Here is a 23,142-nt window from a genome sequence, read left to right on the forward strand (position 1 = left end):
AGTGGATGGCCGGCCCAACGGATTGTTTCATATGCATCATGTTTAACCGGGCGGCGTTCGTCCAGCAGCCTTCGTCCAGCCTGCGGTGAAAGGTCGCAATGGCTGAGACGCACCGCCCGGAGCCGGTCAGGCGTCGCGGAACCGTCCATAGGTGTAGTGCGCCGCGCAGGCGCCTTCGGCCGACACCATGCAGGACCCCATCGGGTTTTCCGGGGTGCAGACGGTATCGAACAGCTTGCAGTCGATCGGCCGCTTCACGCCGCGCAGGATGGCGCCGCAATCGCAGCCCTTGTGGTCGGGCACGCTGGCCCCGGCGATGGGAAAGCGCCGTTCGGCGTCGAAGTCGGCATAGGCCTCGCGCAGCTTCAGCCCGCTGTGCGGGATGCTGCCCAGGCCGCGCCATTCGAAGGACGGCCGGGTCTCGAAGATCTCCAGCACCAGCGCCTGGGCCTTGCGGTTGCCGTCGGCGGTGACGGCGCGGGTATACTGGTTCTCGACCTCCGCCCGCCCGTCGTTGATCTGGCGGACAAGCATCAGGATCGACTGCAGCACGTCCAGCGGCTCGAATCCGGAGATCACCACCGGCTTGCCGTAATCCGTTGCAGCCGGGGCATAGGAGTCCGACCCGATGACGACGGAGACATGGGCCGGCCCGACGAACCCGTCCAGCGACAGCCCCTCGTCCGCTCCCGCCATGATGCCCTGGATGGCCGAGGGGGTGAGCACATGGTTGCAGAAGACGGAGAAGTTGGACAGCCCCTGCGCCGCCGCCGCCCGCACCGCCAGCGCGGTGGGCGGGGTCGTCGTCTCGAAGCCGATGGCGAGGAACACCACCTGCCGGTCCGGATTCTCCGCGGCGATGCGTACCGCGGCGTCGGCCGACACCACCATGCGCACGTCGGCGCCCTGCGCCTTGGCCTTCAGCAGGCTGAGCCGCCCGGACCCCGGCACCCGCATGACGTCGCCATAGGTGCACAGCGTCACCTCCGGCCGGCGGGCCAGCGCGATGGCGTCGTCGATCCGCCCCACCGGCAGAACGCAGACCGGGCAGCCCGGCCCATGGATCATGCGCACATTGTCGGGCAGCAGGTCGGGAATGCCATAGCGGGAGATGGCATGGGTGTGGCCGCCGCAGAACTCCATCAGGTGATAGGAGCGGTCTGACCGCACCTCCCGCGCGATGGCGGCGGCGACGTTGCGGGCAAGCACCGGATCGCGGAACTCATCGACATACTTCATGGTCGCTCCCTCTGCCCCGCCATTTCACCCGCAAGGCTGATCCCATGCGTTGATACGGATCAAGAGGGAAGTCCGGCAACCCGTGCGCTTGCGCGCTTTCTCACATATTCCCGGTCACACCTTGTAGGCCAGCCGCAGCCCGCCCCAATGGCGGCCGCGGACCATGACGGGGGCGGAGACGTCCTTCATCAGGGTGTATTTCCCGCCGCCCATGTCGCGCCGGTAGGTCTGCAGCAGGAAGGGCTTGGTGTTGCGCCCGGCGGCCAGGCCGACGCGGTCGTTGAAGATGCGGCGGTTGCGGCAGTTGGCGGCGTTCCAGACCGGGTCACGGCCCTGCGGTTGGCTGAACTGACGGTTGTGGGTGGGCAGATAGCCGTTCTCGTCGATCGCCACGCAGAAGACGATGCGGCTGTTGGCCGCCAGCACAGGCTCCTGGATTCCGGGCAGCACGCGGTCGCACAGCTGGGTATAGCGGGTCAGCACCTGCTGCGGGTCTGATCCGGCGACCGGTTGGTAATTGCGGTCGAACAGGTCGGACTCGCTGATGTCGCCACGGGCCAGCGCGTCCTCGAAGGCGGCGGACACCTTGATGGCGGCGTCCTTGACCGCGGCGATGAAGGGGGTGTCGACCGTTTCGATGTTCAGTTCGGCGGTGATGCCGATCAGACGCTCGCTCATGCCGACCAGATTGTTCACCCGGTCGCGCGCCTGCGCCAGATTGTCGCTGGACAGCTTCACGCCCACCGCCAGATCGGCGATCTCGTGCTCCAACTCGCCGCAGTTGCCGCCGATCTCGGCGGAGGCGGCGTCGATCTTGTCGGTCTCGCCGTTCAGTTCGCGCATGGCGCGGCCAACCGTCTCGATCACCGTGCCGATGGCGGTGGTGCCCTCGCTGACCGCGCGGGCCTTGGCGGCGCTGGCGGCGCTCTCCGTCATCAGGCGCTGGGCCTGCTCGTTCAGCACCTTCAGCGTCGCGTCGATTTCCGTCGTCGCCTCGCTTGTCTTGGTGGACAGCGACTTCACCTCGTTCGCCACCACGGCGAAGCCGCGCCCGGCCTCGCCGGCGCGGGCGGCCTCGATGGTGGCGTTCAGCGCCAGCAGGTTGGTCTGCTTGGCGATGGTGAAGATCTCCTTGGCGACCTTGCCGACGCGCTCCAGCGCCTCGCGCAGCCCGGCGATCTGCCCCTCGATCCCCGTCACCGACGACACCAGCGCATGGATGTCGGACAGTGACTGCTGCACCCGGTCGTGGGAGCTGTCGACCTCCTGCCGCGCCTGTTCGGTGACCGAGCGCGCTACGGCCGACGCCTCCGAGATTCGCTGCGTGCTGCGCGACATCTTGGCACCGGTATCGCGCAGCTGCGTGAACACCTCCGACTGGTGGGTGACGCGGGCGTTCACATCCTCGATATGGCCGGCGATATCCGCGATCTCGATGCCGAGATTGCCTGCTTCCTGCGCGATGTCCGCAATCAGATTCGGACGAAGCCCAAAGCCACCATCCATCATATCCACCATTCTTGCTGAATTATAACCGAGCGCTTTCTCCCAAGTACTATTATTGCGCTTTTGATACAGATTCGCAATGAAGGGGGTGCCAGGGCAGCGCCCGGCCCCCCTGTCCTTTGGTAGGATACCTTAAGGGGAGGGCACGCCCGGCGATTGTGCGATACCCCTCGTTCGATGCGAAATGCGGGTTATCCCGCAATACGGACCCGTATCACCAGCTGCACCGCCCACAACCGTCAATCGCCAGGACTCGATTTGCGGGCATCGGTTTCCAGGCCAAGGCCTTGCAACCCCCGCTTTCAGCCGGCGATCCGGTGATCCAGCCGCTCGTCGGCCAGCCCGGCCGGCTCCTGGTGAACCATCACCTCGGCGTTGACGAAGGCCTCGCGCAATCGCCGCTCCACCCGGTCAGCGACCTCGTGCGCGGCGGTCAGGCTGATGCCGCCGTCCAACTCCAGATGCAGTTCGATGAAACAGCCGGTGCCGGCATTGCGCGTTCGCAGGTCGTGCAGACCGCGCACCCCCGGCTCGGCCCGCGCCAGCGCGGCGATGCGCTCGCGCTCCTCCTCGGCCAGTTCGCGGTCCATCAGCACGTCCAACGCATCGCGCGCCACGCCGCGGGCGCCGTTCAGCAGGAACAGGGAAATGCCGATGCCGAACAGGGGGTCGACCACGGTCAGCCCGGTCGCCTCGGTCAGCAGGATGGCGACGATGACCGCACTGTTCATCAGCAGGTCGCCGGAGTAGTGCAGCCGGTCCGCACCGATGGCGACGGAGCCGGTGGCCGCCTGCACCCGGCGCTGGAAAGTGATGAGCCCGGCGGTCAGCAGGATCGAAAAAAGCATCACGGCGATGCCCATCGTGCCCTCGGTGATCGGCTCCGGCCGGATAATTCGCCGCACCGCCTCGACGCTCAGCAGCACGGCCGAGCCGCCGATGAAGGCGGCCTGGGCGAGCGCCGCCAGCGCCTCCGCCTTGCCATGTCCGAAACGGTGGTTGGCGTCGGCCGGGCGCAGGGCGTGGCGCACCCCCAGCAGAGTCACCACCGACGCCATCAGGTCGGTGCAGGAATCGATCAGCGACGACAGGATGCTGACCGATTCGGTCAACAGATAGGCGGCCAGCTTCGCCGCGATCAGGGTGGAGGCCACCGAGACGCTGGCGTAGGTGGCATAGCGGCGCAGCCGGTCCGCCGATGCCGCGTTTTGCGCACTGTCGCTCAATGCTCCCCCCATCCGCTTGGGTCCCCGTCCGCTCGCGCGACCGCGCTGGCCGGCGCGCGACCGTAGCGGCCCATCCTTACAGTTCGCTTACGGCCGGCTTCCGCCCGCAGTGCCCCGGTCAAGGATAAAGATGCTCGGTGGTCCAACCCGTCTGCGTGCCGTCGGTCCCCTCGGCGCGCTGGAAAACCAGCCGGTCGTGCAGGCGGAACGGGCGGTCGCGCCAGAATTCGATCCGCGAGGGCAGCACGCGGAAACCGGTCCAGTGCGGCGGGCGCGGCACGGTGCCGATGGCGTATTTGGCGGCGAACTGCGCCACGCGCTTCTCCAGCTCCCACCGCCCTTCCAGCGGGCGCGACTGCAGCGAGGCCCAGGCGCCGATGCGGCTTTCGCGCGGCCGGCTTTCGAAATAGGCGTCGGCCTCGGCGTCGGTGACGACCTCCACCGGCCCCTCCACCCGCACCTGACGGCGCAGGCTCTTCCAATGGAAGCACAGGGCGGCGTTCCGATTCGCCAGCAGCTGGGTGCCTTTCCGGCTTTCGGTGTTGGTGTAGAAGACGAAACCGCGCGGATCGATCCCCTTCAGCAGAACCATCCGCACTGACGGGATGCCGTTGGCGTCGGCGGTGGCAAGCGCCATGGCGTTGGGATCGTTCGGTTCGCTCTGCTCCGCCTCCTTCATCCATTCGGCGAAGAGTTCGTAAGGGTCGCGGTCGGTGCTGTCCGTCATGCCTGTGGTCCTGTATCGATGGGTCCCGTGCCGCCGGCCGGGCGGTGCGCGGCCAGGGGAGCGGGCGAGCTTCCGTGCAAAAGCGTAAGGGTCACAGCCTCATCACAATTCACAGCAAGCATAGGGTCGCTTATATCACTGTCCACCGCGAAGCCACCGATAAGGTGCCGCGGCAACCAACCTTTTCGAGGCGCAAGGATGTTCGTGAAGAAAGTCGTTCCGGCCATGATCGTCGCCGGCCTGCTGGCCGGCTGCCAGCTGGGTGGCCAGAAGGAAACGATCGGCACGGCGGGCGGCGCGGTCGCCGGCGGCCTGATCGGGTCGCAGATCGGCGGCGGAACCGGCAAGCTGGTGGCGACCGGCGTCGGCACGCTGCTCGGCGCCTTCATCGGCAGGGAAGTCGGCAGCTCGCTCGACAAGGCCGATGCCGGCTATGCCGAGACCGCCGCCCGTCGGGCCTACGCCGCCCCGGTCGGCGACCGCATCAACTGGAACAACCCGCAGTCGGGCAATTCCGGCACGATCGTCACCACCCGCGACGGTTACAGCAGCGCCGGCACCTATTGCCGCGAGTTCCAGCAGACCATCGTCGTGAAGGGCCGGACGGAGCAGGCGTACGGAACCGCTTGCAAACAGGCCGACGGTACGTGGAAGATCATCGGTAACTCGTAACTTCGCCGACCAGCACCCCGCACTCGCAACCTCTAAGCCCCCCTGGGGCGGGAACCCTCTGCCCGTGGCTACGCGCGATCCCTACAGCGTTCTCGGCGTCAGCCGGTCCGCCAGTGCCGACGACATCAAGAAGGCATACCGCAAGCTCGCCAAGCAGCATCACCCGGACCTGAAGCCGGGCGACGGCGCCAACGAGGAGCGGTTCAAGGAAATCTCGGCCGCCTACACGCTGCTGTCGGATGCCGAGAAGCGCGCCCGCTACGACCGTGGCGAGATCGACCCGTCGGGGCAGGAACGGCACGCGGGCTTCGGCTCGCGCGGCCGCTCCGGCAGCCGCGGCCGGGCCTACAGCAGCACCGCCGACGACACGTTCTTCGGCGGCGGCGACGACTGGTTCTCCGACCTGTTCGGCGGCGGCCGTCGCCGCCCCGGAGGGCCGGGTGCAGGGGCCGGTGCGGGGGCCGGCGGCTCCGCCGGGCCGCGGGTGCGGGGCAGCGACATCTCCTATTCGGTGACCGTCCCCTTCGTCGAGGCGGCGAACGGGTCGAAGCGCCGGATCAACCTGTCCAACGGCAAGAGCATCGACGTCGCCATCCCGCCGGGGACGGAGAACGAGACGAAGCTGCGCCTGAAGGGCCAGGGCCTGCCCGGCATGGGCGGCATGCCCAACGGCGACGCCATCGTCGAGGTGCATGTCGAATCGCACCCCTTCTTCACCCGGCAGGACAGCGACATCCATGTCGAGGTGCCGATCACCCTGAACGAAGCGGTTCTGGGCGCCACCGTCAATGTCCCGACCATCAGCGGCAAGGTGGCGGTGAAGGTTCCGCCCGGTGCCAACACCGGCTCGGTCCTGCGTCTGCGCGGCAAGGGCGTGGTCAATCAGGCCACCAAGCAGCCGGGCGACCAGTATGTGAAGCTGAAGGTCGTCCTGCCCGACCCGCCCGACGCCGAACTGGTCAAGTTCGTGGAACAGTGGGCCAAGACCCGCAGTTACGACGTCCGCAAGAAGGCCGGGCTGGAGTAGGGCATCACTTCTTCACCGCCCGCAACGGCAACGGTAACGGCCCAGCACTCCCCTGCCCCATCGGCTGGCCTTCCGGCGGCAGATCGTCGTTCAGCAGGGTCTTCAGCGGCACGTTCAGAAGGTCGCTTTGCCGCGCCTCGGCGGCGTCCAGCAGGCGGGCGGTGCGTTCCTGCCAGGGCAGATCCAGCCCGCCCAGCCCGTGGACGGAGCCGCGCATGCCGATGCCCAGCGCCTTCATCAGCTCCAGCAAAGTCGCCTCGCCCATGTCGCGGGTGACCACCCAGGCGTCGCGGGTGGTGTGGGCCGCCCAATGGGCGTCGCGCAGCTGTTCCAGGATGCCGTCGATCAGCAGCGTGCCGACGGGCACCCGGCCGACCAGCGTGCGGCGGCGCATGCCGACGCCCAGCCGGCTCGCCTCCATAAGCTCGTGAAGCACGGCCAGCGCCAGCGCCAGCCGCTGGGCCGGCAACAGCCCCTCCATGCCGCCGCGGGTGACCTTGCCGGCGCGCCATTCCGGCAATGACGCCGCGACCACCGCGCCGAACAACACCGTCGACCAGGCGATGTAGAGCCAGAACAGGAAGATCGGCACCACCGACAGGGCGCCGTAGATGGTCTGGTAGGCCGGATATTCGCGCATGTACCAGCCGAAGATCGCCTTCGACCCCTCCAACAGGATCGAGCCGATGGCGCCGCCGCACAGCGCGTCCAGCCAGAAAACGTCGCGATTCGGGATCACCAGATACAGCAGCGTGCATCCCAGCAGTTGCAGCCCGAACGGCAGCAGCATGCCGATTCCCGCCAGCGGATGGACCACGCCCTCCAAATGCGCAACCTCCAGCGCGGTCCACAGCGTGCTGGACAGCGACAGGCTGGCGCCGGCGAACAGCGGGGTCAGCGACACCACCGCCCAGAAGGACAGGATGCGGGTGACGTAGGATCGCGGCTCGCGCACGCGCCAGACGGTGGCGAAGGACCCCTCTATCGTCCAGATCAACAGCACCGCCGACACGGCCAGCCCGATCACGCCGAAGATCGGCATCTGCCCGGCATTCGCCATGAAGCGGCCGAGATATTCCAGGATCGCGTCGCCGATCTCCGGCACAAGATTCTTGACCAGCGCCGTCTGGATCCGCAGCTGCAGCGCGCTGAAGGCCGGGAAGGCGGAGAAGATGGCGAAGCCGATGGTCATCATCGGCACGATGGCCAGCAGCGAGGTGTAGGTCAGCGCCGCCGCGGTCTGGAAACAGTTGTCGTTGTAGAAGCGCAGCATCGAATGGCCGAAGAAGCCGCTCAGCTCCCTCAGACCGGTCAGGATGCGGCTGCGCTCCTCCTCCTCGCGCCCACCGCTGTGCTTAGGGTGAGCCATGCGACGCCTCCTGCGGCGGGACCACCCGCGTCGGTTTGACCGGTGGGCGCTTTCGTGTAGGATGCGCCCCACTTTTCGCGGCTCGACCCGCAGCACATCCGTCGTTCACGAGGTTCCGATGTCCAATCCGATGCCGCTCATGGCCGGCAAGCGTGGCCTGATCATGGGCGTGGCCAACGATCGTTCGATCGCCTGGGGGATCGCCTCCACCCTGGCCCAGCACGGGGCGGAGCTTGCCTTCACCTATCAGGGCGATGCGCTGCTGAAGCGGGTGAAGCCGCTGGCCGAACAGGTCGGCGCCAAGCTCGTCCTGCCCTGCGATGTGACGGACGAGGCCAGCATCGACGCGACCTTCGCCGCCATCGAGAAGGAATGGGGCGGGCTGGACTTCGTGGTTCATGCCATCGCCTTTTCCGACAAGAGCGAGCTTGACGGGCTGTATCTGGATACCACGCGGGCCAATTTCCTGCGCACCATGGACATCTCCTGCTACTCCTTCACCGCGGTGGCGCAGCGCGCCGTGCCGCTGATGAAGGACGGCGGCAGCCTGCTCACTCTATCCTATTACGGCGCCGAACGCGTCATGCCCCATTACAACGTGATGGGCGTCGCCAAGGCCGCGCTGGAAGCCAGCGTGCGCTACCTGGCCGTCGATCTGGGTGGCCGCAACATCCGTGTCAACGCCATCTCCGCCGGTCCGATCAAGACTCTGGCCGCCAGCGGCATCGGCGACTTCCGCTATATCCTGAAGTGGAACGAGCTGAACGCCCCGCTGAAGCGCAACGTCACCATCCAGGAGGTCGGCGGCGCCGGCCTGTTCCTGATGTCGGATCTGGGCAGCGGCGTCACCGGCGAGGTGATGCATGTCGACAGCGGCTATCACACCGTCGGCATGGTCGCGGTGGACGAGGCGGCCGAGGTCGCCAGCCTGCTGGGCTCGCTGGGCGGCACGCCGAAGGCCGGCTGAAAGCCGGTCGGTCGAGCCGGAGACCGACGCCTGCAATCGCATGACGAAGAGAGGGATCGGTACGCCGATCCCTCTTTGCGTTTGCAAAAACGGCGTTTATGATTTGCGCAATATTCGCGGATTTGGGTAATATTCATGCGCGCTCGCAAGAAAATGGACTCGGTTTCTCCGATCCTTGAGCAGATCCTCTATGGCGGCTCCAGCGTGTCGATGAATCTCATCGCCATCACGCGCGAGATTCCGGAAGAGCAGCGCATGTTCAAGGCCCAGGGCCTGAACAACTGCATCCTGTTCAAATACCCGAACTTCGACGACCGCGAAGACGACGGCGGCGATCCGATCGCCGAGGACGAGGAACTGGAGGGCGGCGAGCGGCCGGTGGAGACCGGCATCTATGTGCCGCACAACGCCCGGGCGCCGGAGGCCGGCGGCATCGCCATCTATCTGCGCGGCCGCAACAGCGCGACCCTGCTGGAAGAGCAGTTCGGGCTGAAGCACGGGCCGCAGGAGAACGGCATCATCGGCGACATGAAGATGCTGTCGATGATCGACGACGTGCCGTCGCTCGACGCCTTCCTGCTGAAGACCTGCTTCGAAGCGGAGAAGGTCAACGTCGATCCGCGCCACTGGCTGATCTCCAACGAGGAGGACCACCAGCTCCGCCGCCTGATCCGCGCCCGCATCGAGCCGATCGTCCGCAAGGCGCTGTCCGGCAGCCAGGGCAGCGCCGGAAGCATCGAGCGCTTCCTGGAGGCGATCTGGAACCCCAACCTGGAAGAGGCCGGCCTGTTCGTCTCCGCCTTCGGCATCGAGCGGTCGGAGGCCGACACCATCTTCAGCGCGTGGAAGGGCACGACCTTCTACGAATACCAGCTGCGCCGCATCGCCCCGCGTGCCCGCACCATCCTGACCTGGCTGAAGTCGCGCGAGTGCATCCCGGTCGACATCCGCATGCACAAGCCCTACGAGACCCAGCTGCTGATGCACATCGAACGGGTGGGCAAGCTGCTGGAGACGACGCTGCTCGACATCCGCACCATCCTGTCGGATTACGAGACGTCGTTCAGCAGCTTCATGAACGGCCAGCCGGAGCCCTTCCGCGATTACCTGCGCAGCATCCGCTCGCGCTACTGGCTGCTCGGCTACTGCGTCTCGGCCCTGACCAGCGTCGCCCATCTGGACGCCCGCTGCATGAAGAACACGCCGTCGCGCAAGCTGTACTTCGAAGGCATGCAGAAGCTGCTGCGCCAGTTCGACGTCGCACTGGACCGCCGCCGCGAGCAGAAGGGCTCGCTCTGAAGGATTTCTCCGCCGCCTGAAGTCCTGTGGGGCTATCAGGCGGCGGAAGCCCCGTCAGCCATTCGCCCGAACGATCCTGCCGAGCGCACGGCCGCGCAGCATGCTTTCATGGACGAAGCCCAAGATATCGACAATGCCATCGGCTGCGAGCCGAAAGACGATCAAATGGCGCGGCGCGTGGATTCGCTCGGCCGGATCGGCGATGCGGGTCCTACTGTGCCAGCTGTGGTAAAGCCCAACCCGGAGCCCAGCCGCTTGTACCCACTCGATGCCGTGACGCTGCGGATCGTCGGCGATGTCCTGCATCGCCTGGACGAGAAGTGCCGCATAGCGCATCCGGCCCACCTCGTGGAAGTTCCGCTCGCTCCAGTCCAGGATATCTTCCAACTCGGCTTCCGCCGGACCGGAAAGGCGGAACGCAGACACCGTCATCCCCGTCTGGCGGCAGCACGCATGGCGGCACGGCGGTTCAGGTCCGCCAGCAGGTCGCGCCGTCCCTCCTCGCCCTGCACCAGACGGAAGTCGCCCTGCTCGACAGCGACAATGCCATTGCGGGCGATGGCGCCGATGGCGGCAAGGCTCGCCTGCTCCGCCTCCAGATCGTCCTGATAGCGGCGCAGCGCCTCGCGTACGACCTCGCTGGCGTTCTGATGCCGCCCATGCTCGACCTGCTGATCGATGAAGTCGCTCAAGCGGTCTGTTAGGCTGAAGTTCCGGCCGGTCATGACAACTCTCCACTTCCCGGTAGCAAAGTCTGATACCAACGTCGGACGCCGTCAATCTCCCGCCACGGAGCACCGGCAAGGCCAACAAAAAAGACGGCGCCTCGCAGCGCCGCCTTCTTCATGTCGGATCCCTGAAAACTCAGGTGCCCTGCGGTTCCGGACCGATGCCGCCGCTTTCCTGCCCGGTGCTGGGCGGAACGGAGGACCGGCGGCCGGTGCCGGTGGTCGGACGCGGCGGGACGGGCATCGTCTCGCGCTCGTCGTCGCGCAGGATCGGCTCGCCGCGCAGCAGACGGTTGATCTCGTCGCCGCTCAGCGTCTCGTACTCCAGCAGGCCCTTGGCGAGGGTGTGCAGCTGGTCGATGTTCTCGGTCAGGATGGTCCGGGCGCGATCGTAGCTTTCGTCCACGATGCGGCGGATCTCCTCGTCGACCAGCTGGGCGGTGCGGTCGGACATGTTCTTGTGCTGGGTCACCGAATGGCCCAGGAACACCTCCTGCGTCGGCTCGCCGTACAGCAGCGGACCGAGCTTGTCGCTCATGCCCCACTCCGTCACCATCCGGCGCGACATCTCGGTCGCCATCTTGATGTCGCCCGAGGCGCCGGTGGTCACCCGCTCCTTGCCGAAGATCAGCTCTTCCGCGATGCGGCCACCCATGGCGACGGTCAGGTCGGCCAGCAGCTTGGCCTGCGACAGGCTGATGCGGTCGCCTTCCGGCAGGCGCATCACCATGCCCAGCGCACGGCCGCGCGGGATGATGGTGGCCTTGTGGACCGGGTCGCTGTCGACGCAGTGGATCGCGCAGATGGCGTGGCCGGCCTCGTGGTAGGCGGTCAGCTTCTTCTCGTCCTCGGTCATCACCATGGAGCGGCGTTCCGCACCCATCATGACCTTGTCCTTGGCGGCCTCGAACTCGGACATGCCGACGACGCGCTTGCCGATGCGGGCCGCCAGCAGCGCCGCCTCGTTGACGAGGTTCGCCAGATCGGCGCCGGAGAAGCCGGGGGTGCCGCGGGCGATGACCTTGGCGTCGACGTCCGGCGACAGCGGGACCTTGCGCATGTGGACCTTGAGGATCTTCTCGCGGCCCAGCACGTCGGGGTTCGGCACCACGACCTGACGGTCGAAGCGGCCCGGACGCAGCAGCGCGGGATCGAGAACGTCCGGACGGTTGGTCGCGGCGATCAGGATCACGCCCTCGTTCGCCTCGAAGCCGTCCATCTCGACCAGCAACTGGTTGAGGGTCTGCTCACGCTCGTCGTTGCCGCCGCCCAGGCCGGCACCGCGATGGCGGCCGACCGCGTCGATTTCGTCGATGAAGATGATGCAGGGGGCGTTCTTCTTGCCCTGTTCGAACATGTCGCGGACGCGGGACGCACCCACACCGACGAACATTTCGACGAAATCCGAACCGGAGATGGTGAAGAACGGGACATTGGCTTCGCCGGCTACCGCGCGGGCGGTCAGCGTCTTACCGGTACCCGGCGGGCCGACCAGAAGACAGCCCTTCGGGATCTTGCCGCCCAGCCGCTGGAACTTCTGCGGGTCCTTCAGGAACTCGACGATTTCCGTCAGCTCCTGCTTGGCCTCGTCGATGCCGGCGACGTCGTCGAAGGTCACGCGGCCGACCTTTTCGGTCAGCAGGCGCGCCCGCGACTTGCCGAAGCCCATGGCCTTGCCGCCGCCGGACTGCATCTGGCGCATGAAGAAGATCCAAACGCCGATCAGCAGAAGCATCGGGAACCAGGACAGCAGCACCGAGAACAGCGACGGCACGTTGCTGTCGTCGGGGACCGCGTTGATCCGGACGTTCTTGTTGGTCAGGCGCTCCACCAGACCCGCTTCGGGCGGGACATAGGTGCTGAAGGAGCGGCCGTCCGAGAAATGGCCCGAAACCTGGTTGCCCTTGATCGTCACGTCTGCAACCTGGCCCCGGTCCACTTCGGCGAGAAGCTCGCTGAACGGAACGGTCGTTTGCGGGCTGCGGGTGGAAGAACTCTGGAACAGATTGAACAGGGCCACGAGCAGCAGCCCTATGATGATCCAGAGCGCGAGGTTCTTGCCGAAATTGTTCACGTCACACGCCTTTCTGCGAACCCATCGCCATGCGGTGCGCCGACAAGGCCGCACCCCGGACTCCTACGGGCACGTTCCCAGATTAAATAATGCCGCGCCGGTCCGAAACAACCGTAAAAGCTGGTCTTCCCAACGACGAAGGCGGACGGAAGATCGCGCGGTCCATCGGGTCCTGTCCATCCGCGTCGAATCCGTATCGTCCGCCAACCATTGGTACGCCAAGCAATTCCGTTGCCGACCAAAGGCTTGGCAGCGTTTCCCGCACCGGTACCGGCAGATCGGGCGCCTTTTCCGGCGCCAACCGCGCCACCCATTCGCGCCAGCCCGCCGCCCCCAGCGCCGCGACCGTGACGGGCTTGCCATGTCGCGGAGACACCCGCAGGTCGAAGCGACCGTCCCACAGCACCCGCCCGCCCGGCGGCACGCTCAGCCGCTCCATTGCTGCAACCGGCTCGCGCGCCACCATGACCGCGCCCCGCCGCAGCCGCACCACGCAGCCACCCAAGGTCGTGCCCTGCCCGTCCGCCAGCGCGCCCAACAGCCGCTCCAGCGCCTCGTCGCGCACGGGATGGGCCGGACCGCCGACCGCGGTCAGCGCCTGGGCCAGCCCCCGCAGCGCAACCTCCGCCGGCGCGCCCAGCAACGGTGCGGGAGCCAGCGTGATCCAGCCTTCCGGATGAATGGTCGCGGCCTCGGCAAGCAACCCGGCGGTCGCCTGTTCCAGCACGGCGCGCGCCCGTCCGGCCCGGCGGGCGACCTCGCCCAACCGGGTGGCGTCCAGCCCCTCCCCCCCAAGCAGATCGACGGCGGCGCGCAGCCGGGCGCGGGCGAAGCGCGGATTGTGGTTGGAGGGGTCCTCGATCCAGTCGACGCCCTGGGCGCGGCAGGTCGCCAGCAGCCGGTCATGGGAAAAGCCCAGCAGCGGCCGGATCACCCGCACCGCCCCATCGGCGCGCGCCGCCGCCATTCCGGCCAGCCCGTCGATGCCGGAGCCGCGGGCCAGCCGCAGCAGCACCGTCTCCGCCTGATCGTCGCGATGGTGGGCCAACGCCAGATGCAGGATGCCGGACTCGTCGCAGGCCGCGGCCAGCAACCGGTGCCGCGCCGCCCTGGCCGCCGCCTGCAATCCCGCCGAGGGCTTTTCCCCGTCCCAGCGAAGGACGCGGTGAGGAATACCGAGTCGGGCCATCGCCGCCCCGACCGCCGCCGCCTCGTCGGACGATTCGGGCCGCAAGCCGTGGTCGACGGTCAGCGCCAGCAGACGTCCGCCCCGCTCTGCGACCCAATGCCGCAGCAGCAGAACCAGCGCCATGCTGTCGCCGCCGCCGGAAATCCCGACGGCGACGGCCGGCGCCGGTTCGAATCCGCCCAGCGCCGCCATCGCACGGGCGAACTCCTCCGCCGAAACCGTTGCGGAGTCGTCTGTATCGCCCATCAGGCCGGGCAATTGATGCGTTTGCGCTCCGTATCGGCGCGGCGCTTCACGCTGGCCGAGGCTTCGGGGAACTTGGTCAGCAGCTGGCCGAAGGCGGTGCAGGCATCCGACTTCTTGTTCATCTGCTGCAGGGTCATGCCCAGCTTCAGCAGGCTGTCCGCCGCCTTCGGGTTGGTGCGGTACTTGGACAGCACCTCTGCGAAGGCCTGGGCCGCCTCCGGGAAGCGGTTGCGGACGTAATAGCTCTCACCCAGCCAATATTGCGCGTTGCCGGCATAGGCGTGGGACTTGTTCTTGGCGATGAACTCCTGCAGGGCCTTCTCCGCGCGGTCATAGTCGGAGTTGCGCAGCAGTTCGAACGCCTGCTCATACTGCTTTTCCGGCGACAGGCCGACGGTCGAGGGCGGATTGGCCGCGGCGGTCTGCGCCGGCTTGTCGGCGGGCTTCTTGTCGTCGGCGGCCTTCGACGGCTTGGACGGCGCGGCGTCAGACATGGCGCCGCCCATTGCGCCGCCCATTGCGCCGCCCATGGCCCCTCCGGTGGCGCCGCCGCCCTTCTCCAGCTCCTTCAGGCGGAAATCCACGTCGGCGTTCACCTTCTCCAGGCGCTCGCGCAGTTGGGTGACCTGATAGGTCGACTCCTCGTACTTGCCGGTCAGGTCCTGGATGGCGCGTTCCAGGTTCTGCAGCCGGATCTCGAAATCGGCGGCGACGGAGGGCGACAGCTGCGCCACCTCCACCGGACCGCCCAGCGCCGCAACCTGGGTTTCCAGCGATTGCAGCCGCTCGATCTGCCCCTTCGACTGGGCCAGTGCGGGGCTTGCCGCGAGCATGCCACCCAGCAGCAGGGCGGCGACGGGACGGATGTTGGTCATGCGCGTGGGATCCTGAGGAGATCTGATGCCGGGGGAAAACACCCACGGCGACCATGGCGAACGAAAAAGGCGACGCGATGGCCGCTGTTTAGCAGAACTTGCGCACCGGCGCAAAGAACCCGGCGGCGCCGGAATTCCGGCCGTCGAAAGAGTCGGGAATACCGCCCGCCGAAAAGAAAAAGGCGCCGCCCCGGTTGCCCGGTGGCGGCGCCTTTTCCCATTTCCCCGTCAGGCGGGGACCGGCGTCATTAGTTGACGACGGTCACGCCACGGCGGTTCTGCGACCAGGCGGCCTCGTTCGAGCCAACCACGGCCGGACGCTCCTTGCCGTAGGACACGACGTTGACGCGGCTGGCCGGGATGCCCTTGGCGGCCAGGTAGTTCTTCACCGAGTTGGCGCGACGCTCGCCCAGGGCCAGGTTGTACTCGCGGGTGCCGCGCTCGTCGGCATGGCCCTCGACGGTCACGGTGACCGAACCGTAGGTCTGCAGCCACTTGGCCTGACGGTCGAGGGTGGCGCGAGCCTCCGGCGACAGGTCGAAGCGGTCGAGGCCGAAGAAGACGCGGTCGCCGACGTTGACGACGAAATCTTCAGCCGAGCCCGGGCGGACCGAGGTCTGCTGGGCACCGGTGTTGGCGCCGTTGGCGGCGTCGTTCGGCGTGGATTCGCAAGCGGCGAGCAGGGCGACCGCGGCGAGGGCAAGGAACTTCATACGCATGTTCAGGGACCCCTTGAACGACAATTGTTGAGTGGCCGGACTGGTCAGCACGAGAGCCGCTTCTTTTCGCCAATCCCCGACGAAAAGACGACGTCCGACCTTTGTCTTGAGCATTGCTCCCGCGCCGCCGCAAAATAGGGCTACTCCACTAGGGAATCAAGGGCGACCACGCAGGGTCCGATGCGCCGACCGGGGTGCTCACGCGACGCTCGTTCGCGCCGGTGATGTCGATGCTGTACAGCTGCGCGTTGCGGCCACGACCGTCACCCGTCGGCAAGTCCTTGAAGAACATAAGAACACGGCCATTCGGCGCCCAGGTCGGCCCCTCGACGTGGAAGGCTTCGGTCAGGATTCGTTCCCCCGTCCCATCCGGACGGATTACGCCGATTGCAAAGCTGCTACCACGCTGGCGCGTGAAGGCGATCAGATCGCCGCGCGGCGACCACACCGGCGTGCCGTAGCGGCCCTCGCCGAAGGTCAGCCGCTTCACGCCCGACCCGTCGGCGCCCATGACATAGAGCTGCTGCGTGCCGCCGCGATCCGACTCGAAGACGATCTTCTGGCCGTCCGGGGAATAGCTGGGACCGGTGTCGATGCCGGGCGCGTCGGTCAGCTGGGTCTGGCGGCGGGTGCGCAGGTCCAGCGTGTAGATGTCGGTGTTGCCGTTCTGGGCCATCGACATGATGACCTTGTTGCCGTCCGGCGAGAAGCGCGGGGCGAAGGTCATGCCGGGGAAGTCGCCCAGGACCTCCTGGCGGCCGGTGTCGATGTTGAACAGGTACACGCGCGGCTTCTTGTTGAAGTACGACATGTACGTGATTTCCTGGGACGTCGGCGAGAAGCGCGGCGTCAGGACCAGGGACTGGCCGTCGGTCAGGAACTGATGGTTGGCGCTGTCCTGGTCCATGATGGCCAGCTGCTTCTTGCGCGCATTCGCCGGGCCCGATTCGGCAACGTAGACGATGCGCGTGTCGAAATAGCCGTCCTCGCCGGTCAGGCGCTTATAGATGGCATCGGCCACGATGTGGGCGATGCGGCGCCATTCCTGCGGCGAGGCGCTGTAGCTCAGCCCCTGCATGTACTGGCCGGCGGCGACGTCCCACAGGCGGAAATCCACCTTCATGCGGCCGTCGCCGCCCGTCGTGGTGTTGCCGGCGACCAGCGCCTGGGCGCCAAGCGCCTTCCAGTCCGGGTAACGCGGCTCGCCGCTGCGCAGCTGCTCCGGCGTCTGCAGGAAGCCGCGCGGGTCCAGCGGCTTGAACAGGCCGGAGCGCTCCAGGTCGGCGGAGATGACCTTGGAGATGTCGGCGCCCAGCTGTGCATCGCGTCCGCCCGCACCGGCGAAGCTGGTGATCGCGATGGGCAGCGGCTCGGACACGCCCCGCGTGATGTCGATGCGCAACTCGGCGCGCGCCTCCTGCGGAGCGGCAACGCCGAGGGAGAGGAGAAGCGCGCCGGTGGCCCCGGCCAGCTTCAACAGAAGCCTCGTCTTCGTCGTCATGGTCAGAACATGTCCCTCGGGTCGAAATTGAACACGATGAAGCGCCAGTCTTCATAAGTCTGCGACGTGAACTCGCTGGGCAGCAGGTCCAGGGGGCTGGACCGTTTGACCGCGCGCACCGCCGCATCGGCCGACGCCCGGAAGGCGGCATCCGACAGATAGCGCGACTTGTACTTCTCGTCGATCCAGGCTCGGATCACGCTGTGGTCGCGGCCGACCTCGACGTGGATCTCGATCTGCATCGACCCTGCGTCCTTGCGGCCGCTGTCGAAGTTCCAGTTCTTGCTCAACTGGCCGCGGATGGCGTCCAACGCGCGGCCCGACGGCTTGAACGGCCTGTCGGGGCCGTTGGTCGCCTTCGCCGCACCGGCCGGTGCCGCCGAAGCGGTCTTCTGGCTGGGCTTGGCGTCGCTGTTGGCGCTGGCCGATGCCTTGCCGTCCGCCTTCGGGTTGTCCGACGGCTTGATCTTCCCGACGTTCGACAGCAGGTCGGACAGCGGGTCGGTCTTGGCCGACGGCTTCTCCGGCTGCTTGGCCGGCGTCTCCGCCTTCTTCGGCTCGGCCTTCGCGACCTCCTTCGCCGGCTCCGGCTTCTTCGGTTCCGCCTTGGGCGGTTCCGGCTTCGGCTCGTGCTTGGGCGGCTCGGGCTTCTTCGGCTCAGGCTTCGGAGGCTCAGGCTTGGGCGGCTCCGGTTTAGGAGGCTCCGGCTTGGGCTCGTGCTTCGGCGGTTCCGGTTTGGGCGGTTCCGGCTTCGGCGGCTCGGGCTTGGGGGGCTCCGGCGGCTTCGGAGTCGGCGACGGCGCCGGATCCGGGGGCGGCGGGGGTGGCGGCGGAGGAGGCGGCGGAGTCGGGGCGGGCTTGGGCGGCGGCGTCGGCTCGCGCGGGGGCGGCGGCACCTGGGCGACCTTCGGCGGCTCCGGCGTCTTGGCAGGCGGCGGGGGCGGCGGCGGCGGTTCGTCCTCCTCGTCCGGCGGCTCGGGCGCCGGCGGGGACGGCTTGGCCTCGGGCATCGGCGGGCGCAGCGCGGCATTGGCCGGCTTGGGCTCGCCCTTCTCGACCCGGGCGGCCTGGGTGACCTCGCCGATGTCGACGATCTCGATCGGGATCGAGGAGGCGATTTCGAGCTTGCGATCGCTGGGCGGCAGGCCAAGCACGAACAGCGCGACCAGCGCGACGTGCAGCACCGCCGAGGCGATCAGGGGCTTGCGCATGGGAGTTCCGCCCGCCTCAACGCGCCGGTTTGGGGGCGCCGACCCGCGCGCTGGACGCGGTCGGACCGTTCGGCATCTCGGCGACCAGGCCGACCTTCTTGAAGCCGGCGGCGCTCATGGTGCCCATCACCTCCAGCATCTTGCCATAGGCGATCTTGGCGTCGCCGCGGACCAGGATGCGGGCCTCCGGGTTGTTGTTGGTCACCGCGATCAGCAGCGGCACCATGTTGCCCAGCTCGACCGGCGTCTCCTGGACGAAGACGCGGCCGTCGGTCTGCACGGTGACGAACAGCGGGTCCTTCTGCTGCTCCAGCGGAGCGGCGTTGGTCTTGGGCAGGTCGACCGGCACGCCGACGGTCAGCATCGGGGCGGCGACCATGAAGACGATCAGCAGGACCAGCATGACGTCGATGAACGGCGTCATGTTGATCTCGGCCATCGCGCGATATCCCCGGCGCTTGCCGCGTCCGTGGGATTTGCCTGCGAGTTGTCCGGCCATGGTTCAGGCGGCTCCCCGCTCCTCGAGGTGGCGGGACAGGATCGCCGAGAACTCGCCCGAGAAGGTGTCCAGCCGGTCGGCGTAGCGGCCGAGGTCGGTGGAGAACTTGTTGTAGGACAGCACCGCCGGGATGGCGGCCAGCAGGCCCATGGCGGTGGCGAACAGCGCCTCGGCGATACCGGGCGCCACCACGGCGAGGCTGGTGTTGCCCGAGCCGGCGATCGAGGTGAAGGAGTTCATGATGCCCCACACCGTGCCGAACAGGCCGATGAAGGGGGCCGTCGAGCCGACCGAGGCCAGGAAGGTCATGTAGCGTTCGGCCCGCGCCATCTCGCGGCCGATGGTCACCGCCATCACCCGCTCGACCCGCTGCTGCAGCGAGCCCTTCATGGTGCCGGCGATGCCGCGGTCGGCGGCGTGGCGCCATTCGCGCATGCCGGCGGCGAAGGTCGCGGCCATCGGGTCGGCAGGGGTCTGGCCGATGCGGTCGTACAGCGCGTCGAGCGACCCGCCCGACCAGAAGGCCTCTTCGAAGGCGTCGGCCTGGGCGTTCAGGCGGCGGATCCGCATCAGCTTTTCGATGATGATCGCCCAGCACCAGATCGAGGCGACGACGAGCATCATCATCACGATCTTGACGATCGCGTCGGCCTGCCAGAACAGGCCGAGGATCGTGATTTCATGTGCCGTCGTGGCGGCGTTGCCGGCCAGTTGGGCGGTTTGCAGGGCGTCCATCGCAGTCAGTCTCGCGGTTGCGCTGTTGGCACGGGGATGTGGAAGGGAAACGGTCGATCAAGGGTGGGCAGACGAAGAAGAGCTTTGCTTTGCATGCAGCGACTCCATCGCCGCTTTCACCGGTTCGGGAAGGCGCACGGCCCGCCCGGCCCGGTTTATCGTCACCAGCTGCAGGTCGGCGCGCGCCAGCACGCGACCGTCGCGGCGGATGACTTGTGCAACTGCGAAGGAGGCTCCGCGGATATCGACGATTCGGGTTTCCACTTCAAGCGTGTCCTCCAGCTTGGCAGGGGCGTCAAAATCGATGGTCAGGCGCCGTACCGCAAATGACACACCTGTGACATCGCCCAAACCGTCCGCCATTTCCTTCTGACGGAAGCCCATCAGGTACAGCATCTCCGTCCGCGCCCGCTCCGCGAATCGCAGGTAATTGGCGTGATAGACGATGCCGCCGGCGTCGGTATCCTCGTAATAGACCCGCAGCGGATAGCGGTGCGTGCCGTCATCCGCGAACCAGCCCGAGAGGGAGATCGTCGCCTCACTCATCGTCACCCTCGTCTGTCGGGTTGGGAACCCGGTCCAGCAGGTCGAGCTGACGGAGCGGCGCGTTCGGCGGGTTGAGGCCGAGATAGCGGAAGCCCTGGTCGGTCAGCATGCGCCCGCGCGGCGTGCGCTGCAGGAAGCCCTGCTGGATCAGGTAGGGTTCGACCACCTCCTCCAGCACGTCGCGCTGTTCACCCAGAGCGGCGCCCAGCGTCTCGACGCCCACCGGCCCGCCTCCATAGTTGTTGGCGACCAGCCCGAGATAGCGGCGGTCCATGCTGTCCAGCCCCAGCCGGTCGACCTCCAGCCGGGTCAGGGCGGCATCGGCGACCCGCTTGTCGACCTCCTCCACCCCGGCGACCGCGGCGAAATCGCGCACCCGGCGCAGCAGCCGGCCCGACACGCGCGGCGTGCCGCGCGAGCGGTTGGCGATCTCGCGGGCGCCCTCGGGCGTGATGCCCATGCCGAGCACGCCGGCGGCGCGGCGCACGATCAGCTCCAGCTCGTCCGGCTCGTAGAATTGCAGCCGCACGGGAATGCCGAAGCGTTCGCGCAAGGGGCGCGTGATCAAGCCGCTGCGCGTCGTGGCGCCGACAAGCGTGAAGGGCGGCAGGTCGATCCGGATGGACCGCGCCGACGGGCCTTCGCCGATGATGAGGTCGAGCTGGAAATCCTCCATCGCGGGATAGAGCACCTCTTCCACGGCGGGATTAAGGCGATGAATCTCGTCGATGAAGAGGACGTCATGCGGCTGCAGATTGGTCAGCAGCGCCGCCAGATCGCCGGCCCGCGCGATGACCGGCCCGGAGGTGGCGCGGAACCCCACCCCCAGCTCGCGCGCCACGATCTGCGCCAGCGTGGTCTTGCCCAGGCCGGGGGGCCCGAACAGCAGCACATGGTCCAGCGCCTCGTTGCGGGAGCGGGCGGCCTGGATGAAGATCGACAGATTCTCGCGCGCCTGGCGCTGGCCGATAAACTCGGCGAGCGACAGCGGGCGGATCGACGACTCGGCCGAGTCGCCCTGCCCCTGGCCCGGCTGGACCAGACGGTCGTGGTTGGGGTCGCTCATTGGCTCAGTTCCTTGAGGCCCTGGCGGATCAGATCGGACACGCCGGCGTCATCGCCCAGCACCCGCCCGGCGGCGACGACCGCGCCGAAGGCCTCCGACCGGCCATAGCCGAGATTGACCAGCGCCGACACCGCGTCGGCCAGCGCCGGGCTGGCGCCCGGAACGGCGGCGGGGGCGCCCTTGCCGGCCGGCGCGCCCGCGGTCGCCGCGGGGCCGAGCGCCAGATTGCCGACCTTGTCCTTCAATTCGTTCAGGATGCGCGCCGCCACCTTCGGCCCGACGCCGTCAGCCCGCACCAGCGCGGTCTTGTCCTGCGAGGCGATGGCGCGGGTCAGCTGGTCGGGGTCGAGCACGCCCAGGATCGACAGCGCCAGCCGGGCGCCGACGCCCTGGATGGTGGTCAGCAGCTTGAACCACTCGCGCTCGGCCTGCTCGCCGAAGCCGTGCAGGACGATGCGCTCCTCGCGAATGAAGGTCTCGACCACCAGCGACGCCCGCTCCCCCACCGCCATGCGCGACAGCGTGCGGTTGGAGCAGGACAGCAGGTAACCGACGCCGTTCACGTCGAGCACGACCCAGTCGGTGCCGGTGGAATCGACGATGCCGGTCAGCTTGGCGATCATGGGAACTCCCGGCCCGAGGGCTGGCTGCGAAGAATGGGGGTCTCTTCGAGACGCGCGCGGATGGTCTCCAGCACGCCGTCAAGGTTGTCGATCACGTCGATGTTCCAGAAGCGCAGGATGCGGAAGCCGGCCTGCTCCAGCATCCGCGCCCGCCTTTCGTCATGGGCGGCGCGCTGCTCGGCATGCTGGCCGCCGTCCAGTTCGATGATCAGGCGATGGTCATGGGCGACGAAGTCGGCGACGAAGCCAAGAATGGGCTCCTGCCGTCGGAATTTCGCGCCGAGTTGGGCATTGCGCAGCTTCTGCCAGACGATCTTTTCCACATCCGTGGCGTTCATCCGCAGTTCGTGCGCGCGCCCGGTTATGTATTCAGTGGGCTTCGCCTTTGCGATGCTCGCCATATCTCCATTTCCCCCCCGGGGAGAGGGTCGGGGTGAGGGGGAGGCACTGCGTGAAGTCTTGGGAGAGGCACGCAATGCGCCCCCCTCACCCTGCCCTCTCCCCGGGGGGGAGAGGGTTTGCTTCCCCGCCGCGTCGCCACCCCGCCGCCACATCGTCCAGCTGGCGCGATGGTGCGCGTGGCAGATCGCCACGGCGAGCGCGTCGGCGGCGTCCGGCGAGCCGATCTCGCAGCCGGGCAGCAGCAGGCGCACCATCGTCTGGACCTGCGCCTTTTCGGCGCGGCCCTGCCCGACGACCGCCTTCTTGACCATGTTGTTGGCGTATTCCGCCACCGCCAGCCCGGCCTGGGCCGGCACCAGCAGGGCCACGGCGCGGGCCTGCCCCAGCTTCAGCGTCGAGACCGCATTGCTGTTGACGAAGGTCTCCTCCACCGCCGCCTCGTCGGGGCGGTAGCGCTCCACCACCGCCGACAGCGCGTCGTGGAGCTGGACCAGCCGCTCGGCCAACGGGCAGGAGTCGTCCGAATGCACGGCGCCGTCGGCGACGTGGCTCAGGCGGTTGCCCGCCACGTCGATGATGCCCCAGCCGGTGTGGCGCAGACCGGGGTCGATCCCCAGCAACCGCACCGGCGAAGGCATCCCCGCCTCACTTCGTCCTGCCCGCGCAAACACGGCACCCGCACTCCGCCTGCAAGAC

23 protein-coding genes and 1 pseudogene are annotated in these 23,142 nt (G+C 67.7%); 4 read left to right on the top strand and 20 right to left on the bottom strand.

Annotated features, from left to right (window positions below; all coding sequences use genetic code 11):
* Positions 1–126: 126 nt before the first annotated feature.
* The 4 genes from hypD to pdxH form a co-directional block, all read right to left on the bottom strand.
* Positions 127–1,239, bottom strand: a complete 1,113-nt coding sequence (gene hypD, locus FZ938_RS03805) for a hydrogenase formation protein HypD (protein ID WP_149197303.1) — start codon at positions 1,237–1,239, stop codon at positions 127–129.
* A 114-nt stretch (positions 1,240–1,353) separates the two neighbouring features.
* On the bottom strand, positions 1,354–2,745 hold the full coding sequence (locus tag FZ938_RS03810) for a methyl-accepting chemotaxis protein (protein ID WP_149197685.1): 1,392 nt from the start codon (positions 2,743–2,745) through the stop codon (positions 1,354–1,356).
* Between the two features lie 302 nt (positions 2,746–3,047).
* Positions 3,048–3,983, bottom strand: coding sequence for a cation diffusion facilitator family transporter (locus FZ938_RS03815; protein WP_174757310.1), 936 nt, complete (start codon positions 3,981–3,983; stop codon positions 3,048–3,050).
* Between the two features lie 106 nt (positions 3,984–4,089).
* On the bottom strand, positions 4,090–4,698 hold the full coding sequence (gene pdxH, locus FZ938_RS03820) for a pyridoxamine 5'-phosphate oxidase (RefSeq protein ID WP_149197305.1): 609 nt from the start codon (positions 4,696–4,698) through the stop codon (positions 4,090–4,092).
* A 198-nt stretch (positions 4,699–4,896) separates the two neighbouring features.
* Here pdxH and FZ938_RS03825 point away from each other — a divergent pair, with 198 nt between their 5' ends.
* Both FZ938_RS03825 and FZ938_RS03830 read left to right on the top strand, forming a co-directional pair.
* Positions 4,897–5,370, top strand: coding sequence for an RT0821/Lpp0805 family surface protein (locus FZ938_RS03825; RefSeq protein ID WP_149197306.1), 474 nt, complete (start codon positions 4,897–4,899; stop codon positions 5,368–5,370).
* 64 nt (positions 5,371–5,434) lie between these two features.
* On the top strand, positions 5,435–6,397 hold the full coding sequence (locus FZ938_RS03830; protein ID WP_149197307.1) for a DnaJ C-terminal domain-containing protein: 963 nt from the start codon (positions 5,435–5,437) through the stop codon (positions 6,395–6,397).
* Positions 6,398–6,401: 4 nt separating this feature from the next.
* Here FZ938_RS03830 and FZ938_RS03835 read toward each other — a convergent pair whose 3' ends face one another.
* Positions 6,402–7,766, bottom strand: coding sequence for a YihY family inner membrane protein (locus FZ938_RS03835; protein ID WP_246457501.1), 1,365 nt, complete (start codon positions 7,764–7,766; stop codon positions 6,402–6,404).
* A gap of 118 nt (positions 7,767–7,884) precedes the next feature.
* On the opposite strand from FZ938_RS03835, the gene fabI reads away from it, so the two are divergent.
* Both fabI and FZ938_RS03845 read left to right on the top strand, forming a co-directional pair.
* Positions 7,885–8,733: an enoyl-ACP reductase FabI gene (gene fabI, locus FZ938_RS03840; RefSeq protein WP_149197309.1), complete on the top strand. Its 849-nt coding sequence runs from the start codon at positions 7,885–7,887 to the stop codon at positions 8,731–8,733.
* Positions 8,734–8,886: 153 nt separating this feature from the next.
* The gene (locus FZ938_RS03845) at positions 8,887–10,032 is read left to right on the top strand and encodes a hypothetical protein (protein WP_246798990.1); all 1,146 of its coding nucleotides are present in this window, start codon (positions 8,887–8,889) and stop codon (positions 10,030–10,032) included.
* A 54-nt stretch (positions 10,033–10,086) separates the two neighbouring features.
* Here the strand turns inward: FZ938_RS03845 and FZ938_RS03850 are convergent, their stop codons facing one another.
* From FZ938_RS03850 to ruvC, 15 genes and pseudogenes are all read right to left on the bottom strand, one after another.
* On the bottom strand, positions 10,087–10,464 hold the full coding sequence (locus tag FZ938_RS03850; protein ID WP_149197311.1) for a type II toxin-antitoxin system RelE/ParE family toxin: 378 nt from the start codon (positions 10,462–10,464) through the stop codon (positions 10,087–10,089).
* Positions 10,461–10,757, bottom strand: a complete 297-nt coding sequence (locus tag FZ938_RS03855; protein WP_149197312.1) for a type II toxin-antitoxin system ParD family antitoxin — start codon at positions 10,755–10,757, stop codon at positions 10,461–10,463. The genes FZ938_RS03850 and FZ938_RS03855 overlap by 4 nt, the downstream gene beginning before the upstream one ends.
* 139 nt (positions 10,758–10,896) lie before the next feature.
* Positions 10,897–12,834, bottom strand: a complete 1,938-nt coding sequence (gene ftsH, locus FZ938_RS03860; protein WP_149197313.1) for an ATP-dependent zinc metalloprotease FtsH — start codon at positions 12,832–12,834, stop codon at positions 10,897–10,899.
* Positions 12,835–12,916: 82 nt separating this feature from the next.
* Positions 12,917–14,269 carry a tRNA lysidine(34) synthetase TilS gene (gene tilS, locus FZ938_RS03865; RefSeq protein ID WP_149197314.1) on the bottom strand — a complete coding sequence of 451 codons (1,353 nt, stop codon included), beginning with the start codon at positions 14,267–14,269 and terminating at the stop codon, positions 12,917–12,919.
* Positions 14,269–15,144 (bottom strand): tol-pal system protein YbgF, encoded by an 876-nt coding sequence (gene ybgF / locus FZ938_RS03870; protein WP_149197315.1) that lies wholly within the window; start codon positions 15,142–15,144, stop codon positions 14,269–14,271. The genes tilS and ybgF overlap by 1 nt, the downstream gene beginning before the upstream one ends.
* 248 nt (positions 15,145–15,392) lie before the next feature.
* Complete coding sequence (gene pal / locus FZ938_RS03875) at positions 15,393–15,863, bottom strand: peptidoglycan-associated lipoprotein Pal (RefSeq protein ID WP_149197316.1); 471 nt, start codon at positions 15,861–15,863, stop codon at positions 15,393–15,395.
* 148 nt (positions 15,864–16,011) lie between these two features.
* Entirely contained in the window at positions 16,012–17,364 is a 1,353-nt protein-coding gene (gene tolB / locus FZ938_RS03880; protein WP_149197317.1) for a Tol-Pal system beta propeller repeat protein TolB, read from the bottom strand.
* Between the two features lie 2 nt (positions 17,365–17,366).
* Entirely contained in the window at positions 17,367–18,575 is a 1,209-nt protein-coding gene (locus FZ938_RS03885; RefSeq protein ID WP_149197318.1) for a hypothetical protein, read from the bottom strand.
* Positions 18,576–18,591: 16 nt separating this feature from the next.
* Entirely contained in the window at positions 18,592–19,074 is a 483-nt protein-coding gene (locus tag FZ938_RS03890) for an ExbD/TolR family protein (RefSeq protein ID WP_109074590.1), read from the bottom strand.
* 3 nt (positions 19,075–19,077) lie between these two features.
* Entirely contained in the window at positions 19,078–19,809 is a 732-nt protein-coding gene (tolQ, locus tag FZ938_RS03895) for a protein TolQ (protein ID WP_149197319.1), read from the bottom strand.
* 57 nt (positions 19,810–19,866) lie between these two features.
* Positions 19,867–20,355 (bottom strand): tol-pal system-associated acyl-CoA thioesterase, encoded by a 489-nt coding sequence (gene ybgC, locus FZ938_RS03900; RefSeq protein WP_149197320.1) that lies wholly within the window; start codon positions 20,353–20,355, stop codon positions 19,867–19,869.
* Positions 20,348–21,421: a Holliday junction branch migration DNA helicase RuvB gene (gene ruvB / locus FZ938_RS03905; RefSeq protein WP_149197321.1), complete on the bottom strand. Its 1,074-nt coding sequence runs from the start codon at positions 21,419–21,421 to the stop codon at positions 20,348–20,350. The genes ybgC and ruvB overlap by 8 nt, the downstream gene beginning before the upstream one ends.
* Entirely contained in the window at positions 21,418–22,044 is a 627-nt protein-coding gene (gene ruvA / locus FZ938_RS03910; RefSeq protein WP_149197322.1) for a Holliday junction branch migration protein RuvA, read from the bottom strand. Before ruvA ends, ruvB begins: the two co-directional genes overlap by 4 nt.
* On the bottom strand, positions 22,041–22,598 hold the full coding sequence (locus FZ938_RS30925) for an endonuclease domain-containing protein (protein ID WP_343075097.1): 558 nt from the start codon (positions 22,596–22,598) through the stop codon (positions 22,041–22,043). Before FZ938_RS30925 ends, ruvA begins: the two co-directional genes overlap by 4 nt.
* A pseudogene (gene ruvC / locus FZ938_RS30930) lies at positions 22,581–23,072 on the bottom strand (crossover junction endodeoxyribonuclease RuvC); the annotation flags it as partial. The gene FZ938_RS30925 and the pseudogene ruvC, both read right to left, overlap by 18 nt.
* Between the last annotated feature and the right edge of the window lie 70 nt (positions 23,073–23,142).

Source organism: Azospirillum oryzae, assembly GCF_008364795.1.
Classification (GTDB): domain Bacteria; phylum Pseudomonadota; class Alphaproteobacteria; order Azospirillales; family Azospirillaceae; genus Azospirillum; species Azospirillum oryzae.

Coding starts and splice junctions, on each gene's coding strand:
- hypD (WP_149197303.1), bottom strand. CDS start 1,239: ATGAAGTATGTCGATGAGTTCCGCGATCCGGTGCTTGCCCGCAACGTC.
- FZ938_RS03810 (WP_149197685.1), bottom strand. CDS start 2,745: ATGGATGGTGGCTTTGGGCTTCGTCCGAATCTGATTGCGGACATCGCG.
- FZ938_RS03815 (WP_174757310.1), bottom strand. CDS start 3,983: ATGGGGGGAGCATTGAGCGACAGTGCGCAAAACGCGGCATCGGCGGAC.
- pdxH (WP_149197305.1), bottom strand. CDS start 4,698: ATGACGGACAGCACCGACCGCGACCCTTACGAACTCTTCGCCGAATGG.
- FZ938_RS03825 (WP_149197306.1), top strand. CDS start 4,897: ATGTTCGTGAAGAAAGTCGTTCCGGCCATGATCGTCGCCGGCCTGCTG.
- FZ938_RS03835 (WP_246457501.1), bottom strand. CDS start 7,766: ATGGCTCACCCTAAGCACAGCGGTGGGCGCGAGGAGGAGGAGCGCAGC.
- fabI (WP_149197309.1), top strand. CDS start 7,885: ATGTCCAATCCGATGCCGCTCATGGCCGGCAAGCGTGGCCTGATCATG.
- FZ938_RS03845 (WP_246798990.1), top strand. CDS start 8,887: ATGGACTCGGTTTCTCCGATCCTTGAGCAGATCCTCTATGGCGGCTCC.
- FZ938_RS03850 (WP_149197311.1), bottom strand. CDS start 10,464: ATGACGGTGTCTGCGTTCCGCCTTTCCGGTCCGGCGGAAGCCGAGTTG.
- FZ938_RS03855 (WP_149197312.1), bottom strand. CDS start 10,757: ATGACCGGCCGGAACTTCAGCCTAACAGACCGCTTGAGCGACTTCATC.
- tilS (WP_149197314.1), bottom strand. CDS start 14,269: ATGGGCGATACAGACGACTCCGCAACGGTTTCGGCGGAGGAGTTCGCC.
- ybgF (WP_149197315.1), bottom strand. CDS start 15,144: ATGACCAACATCCGTCCCGTCGCCGCCCTGCTGCTGGGTGGCATGCTC.
- pal (WP_149197316.1), bottom strand. CDS start 15,863: ATGCGTATGAAGTTCCTTGCCCTCGCCGCGGTCGCCCTGCTCGCCGCT.
- tolB (WP_149197317.1), bottom strand. CDS start 17,364: ATGACGACGAAGACGAGGCTTCTGTTGAAGCTGGCCGGGGCCACCGGC.
- FZ938_RS03885 (WP_149197318.1), bottom strand. CDS start 18,575: ATGCGCAAGCCCCTGATCGCCTCGGCGGTGCTGCACGTCGCGCTGGTC.
- FZ938_RS03890 (WP_109074590.1), bottom strand. CDS start 19,074: ATGGCCGGACAACTCGCAGGCAAATCCCACGGACGCGGCAAGCGCCGG.
- tolQ (WP_149197319.1), bottom strand. CDS start 19,809: ATGGACGCCCTGCAAACCGCCCAACTGGCCGGCAACGCCGCCACGACG.
- ybgC (WP_149197320.1), bottom strand. CDS start 20,355: ATGAGTGAGGCGACGATCTCCCTCTCGGGCTGGTTCGCGGATGACGGC.
- ruvB (WP_149197321.1), bottom strand. CDS start 21,421: ATGAGCGACCCCAACCACGACCGTCTGGTCCAGCCGGGCCAGGGGCAG.
- ruvA (WP_149197322.1), bottom strand. CDS start 22,044: ATGATCGCCAAGCTGACCGGCATCGTCGATTCCACCGGCACCGACTGG.
- FZ938_RS30925 (WP_343075097.1), bottom strand. CDS start 22,598: ATGTGGCGGCGGGGTGGCGACGCGGCGGGGAAGCAAACCCTCTCCCCC.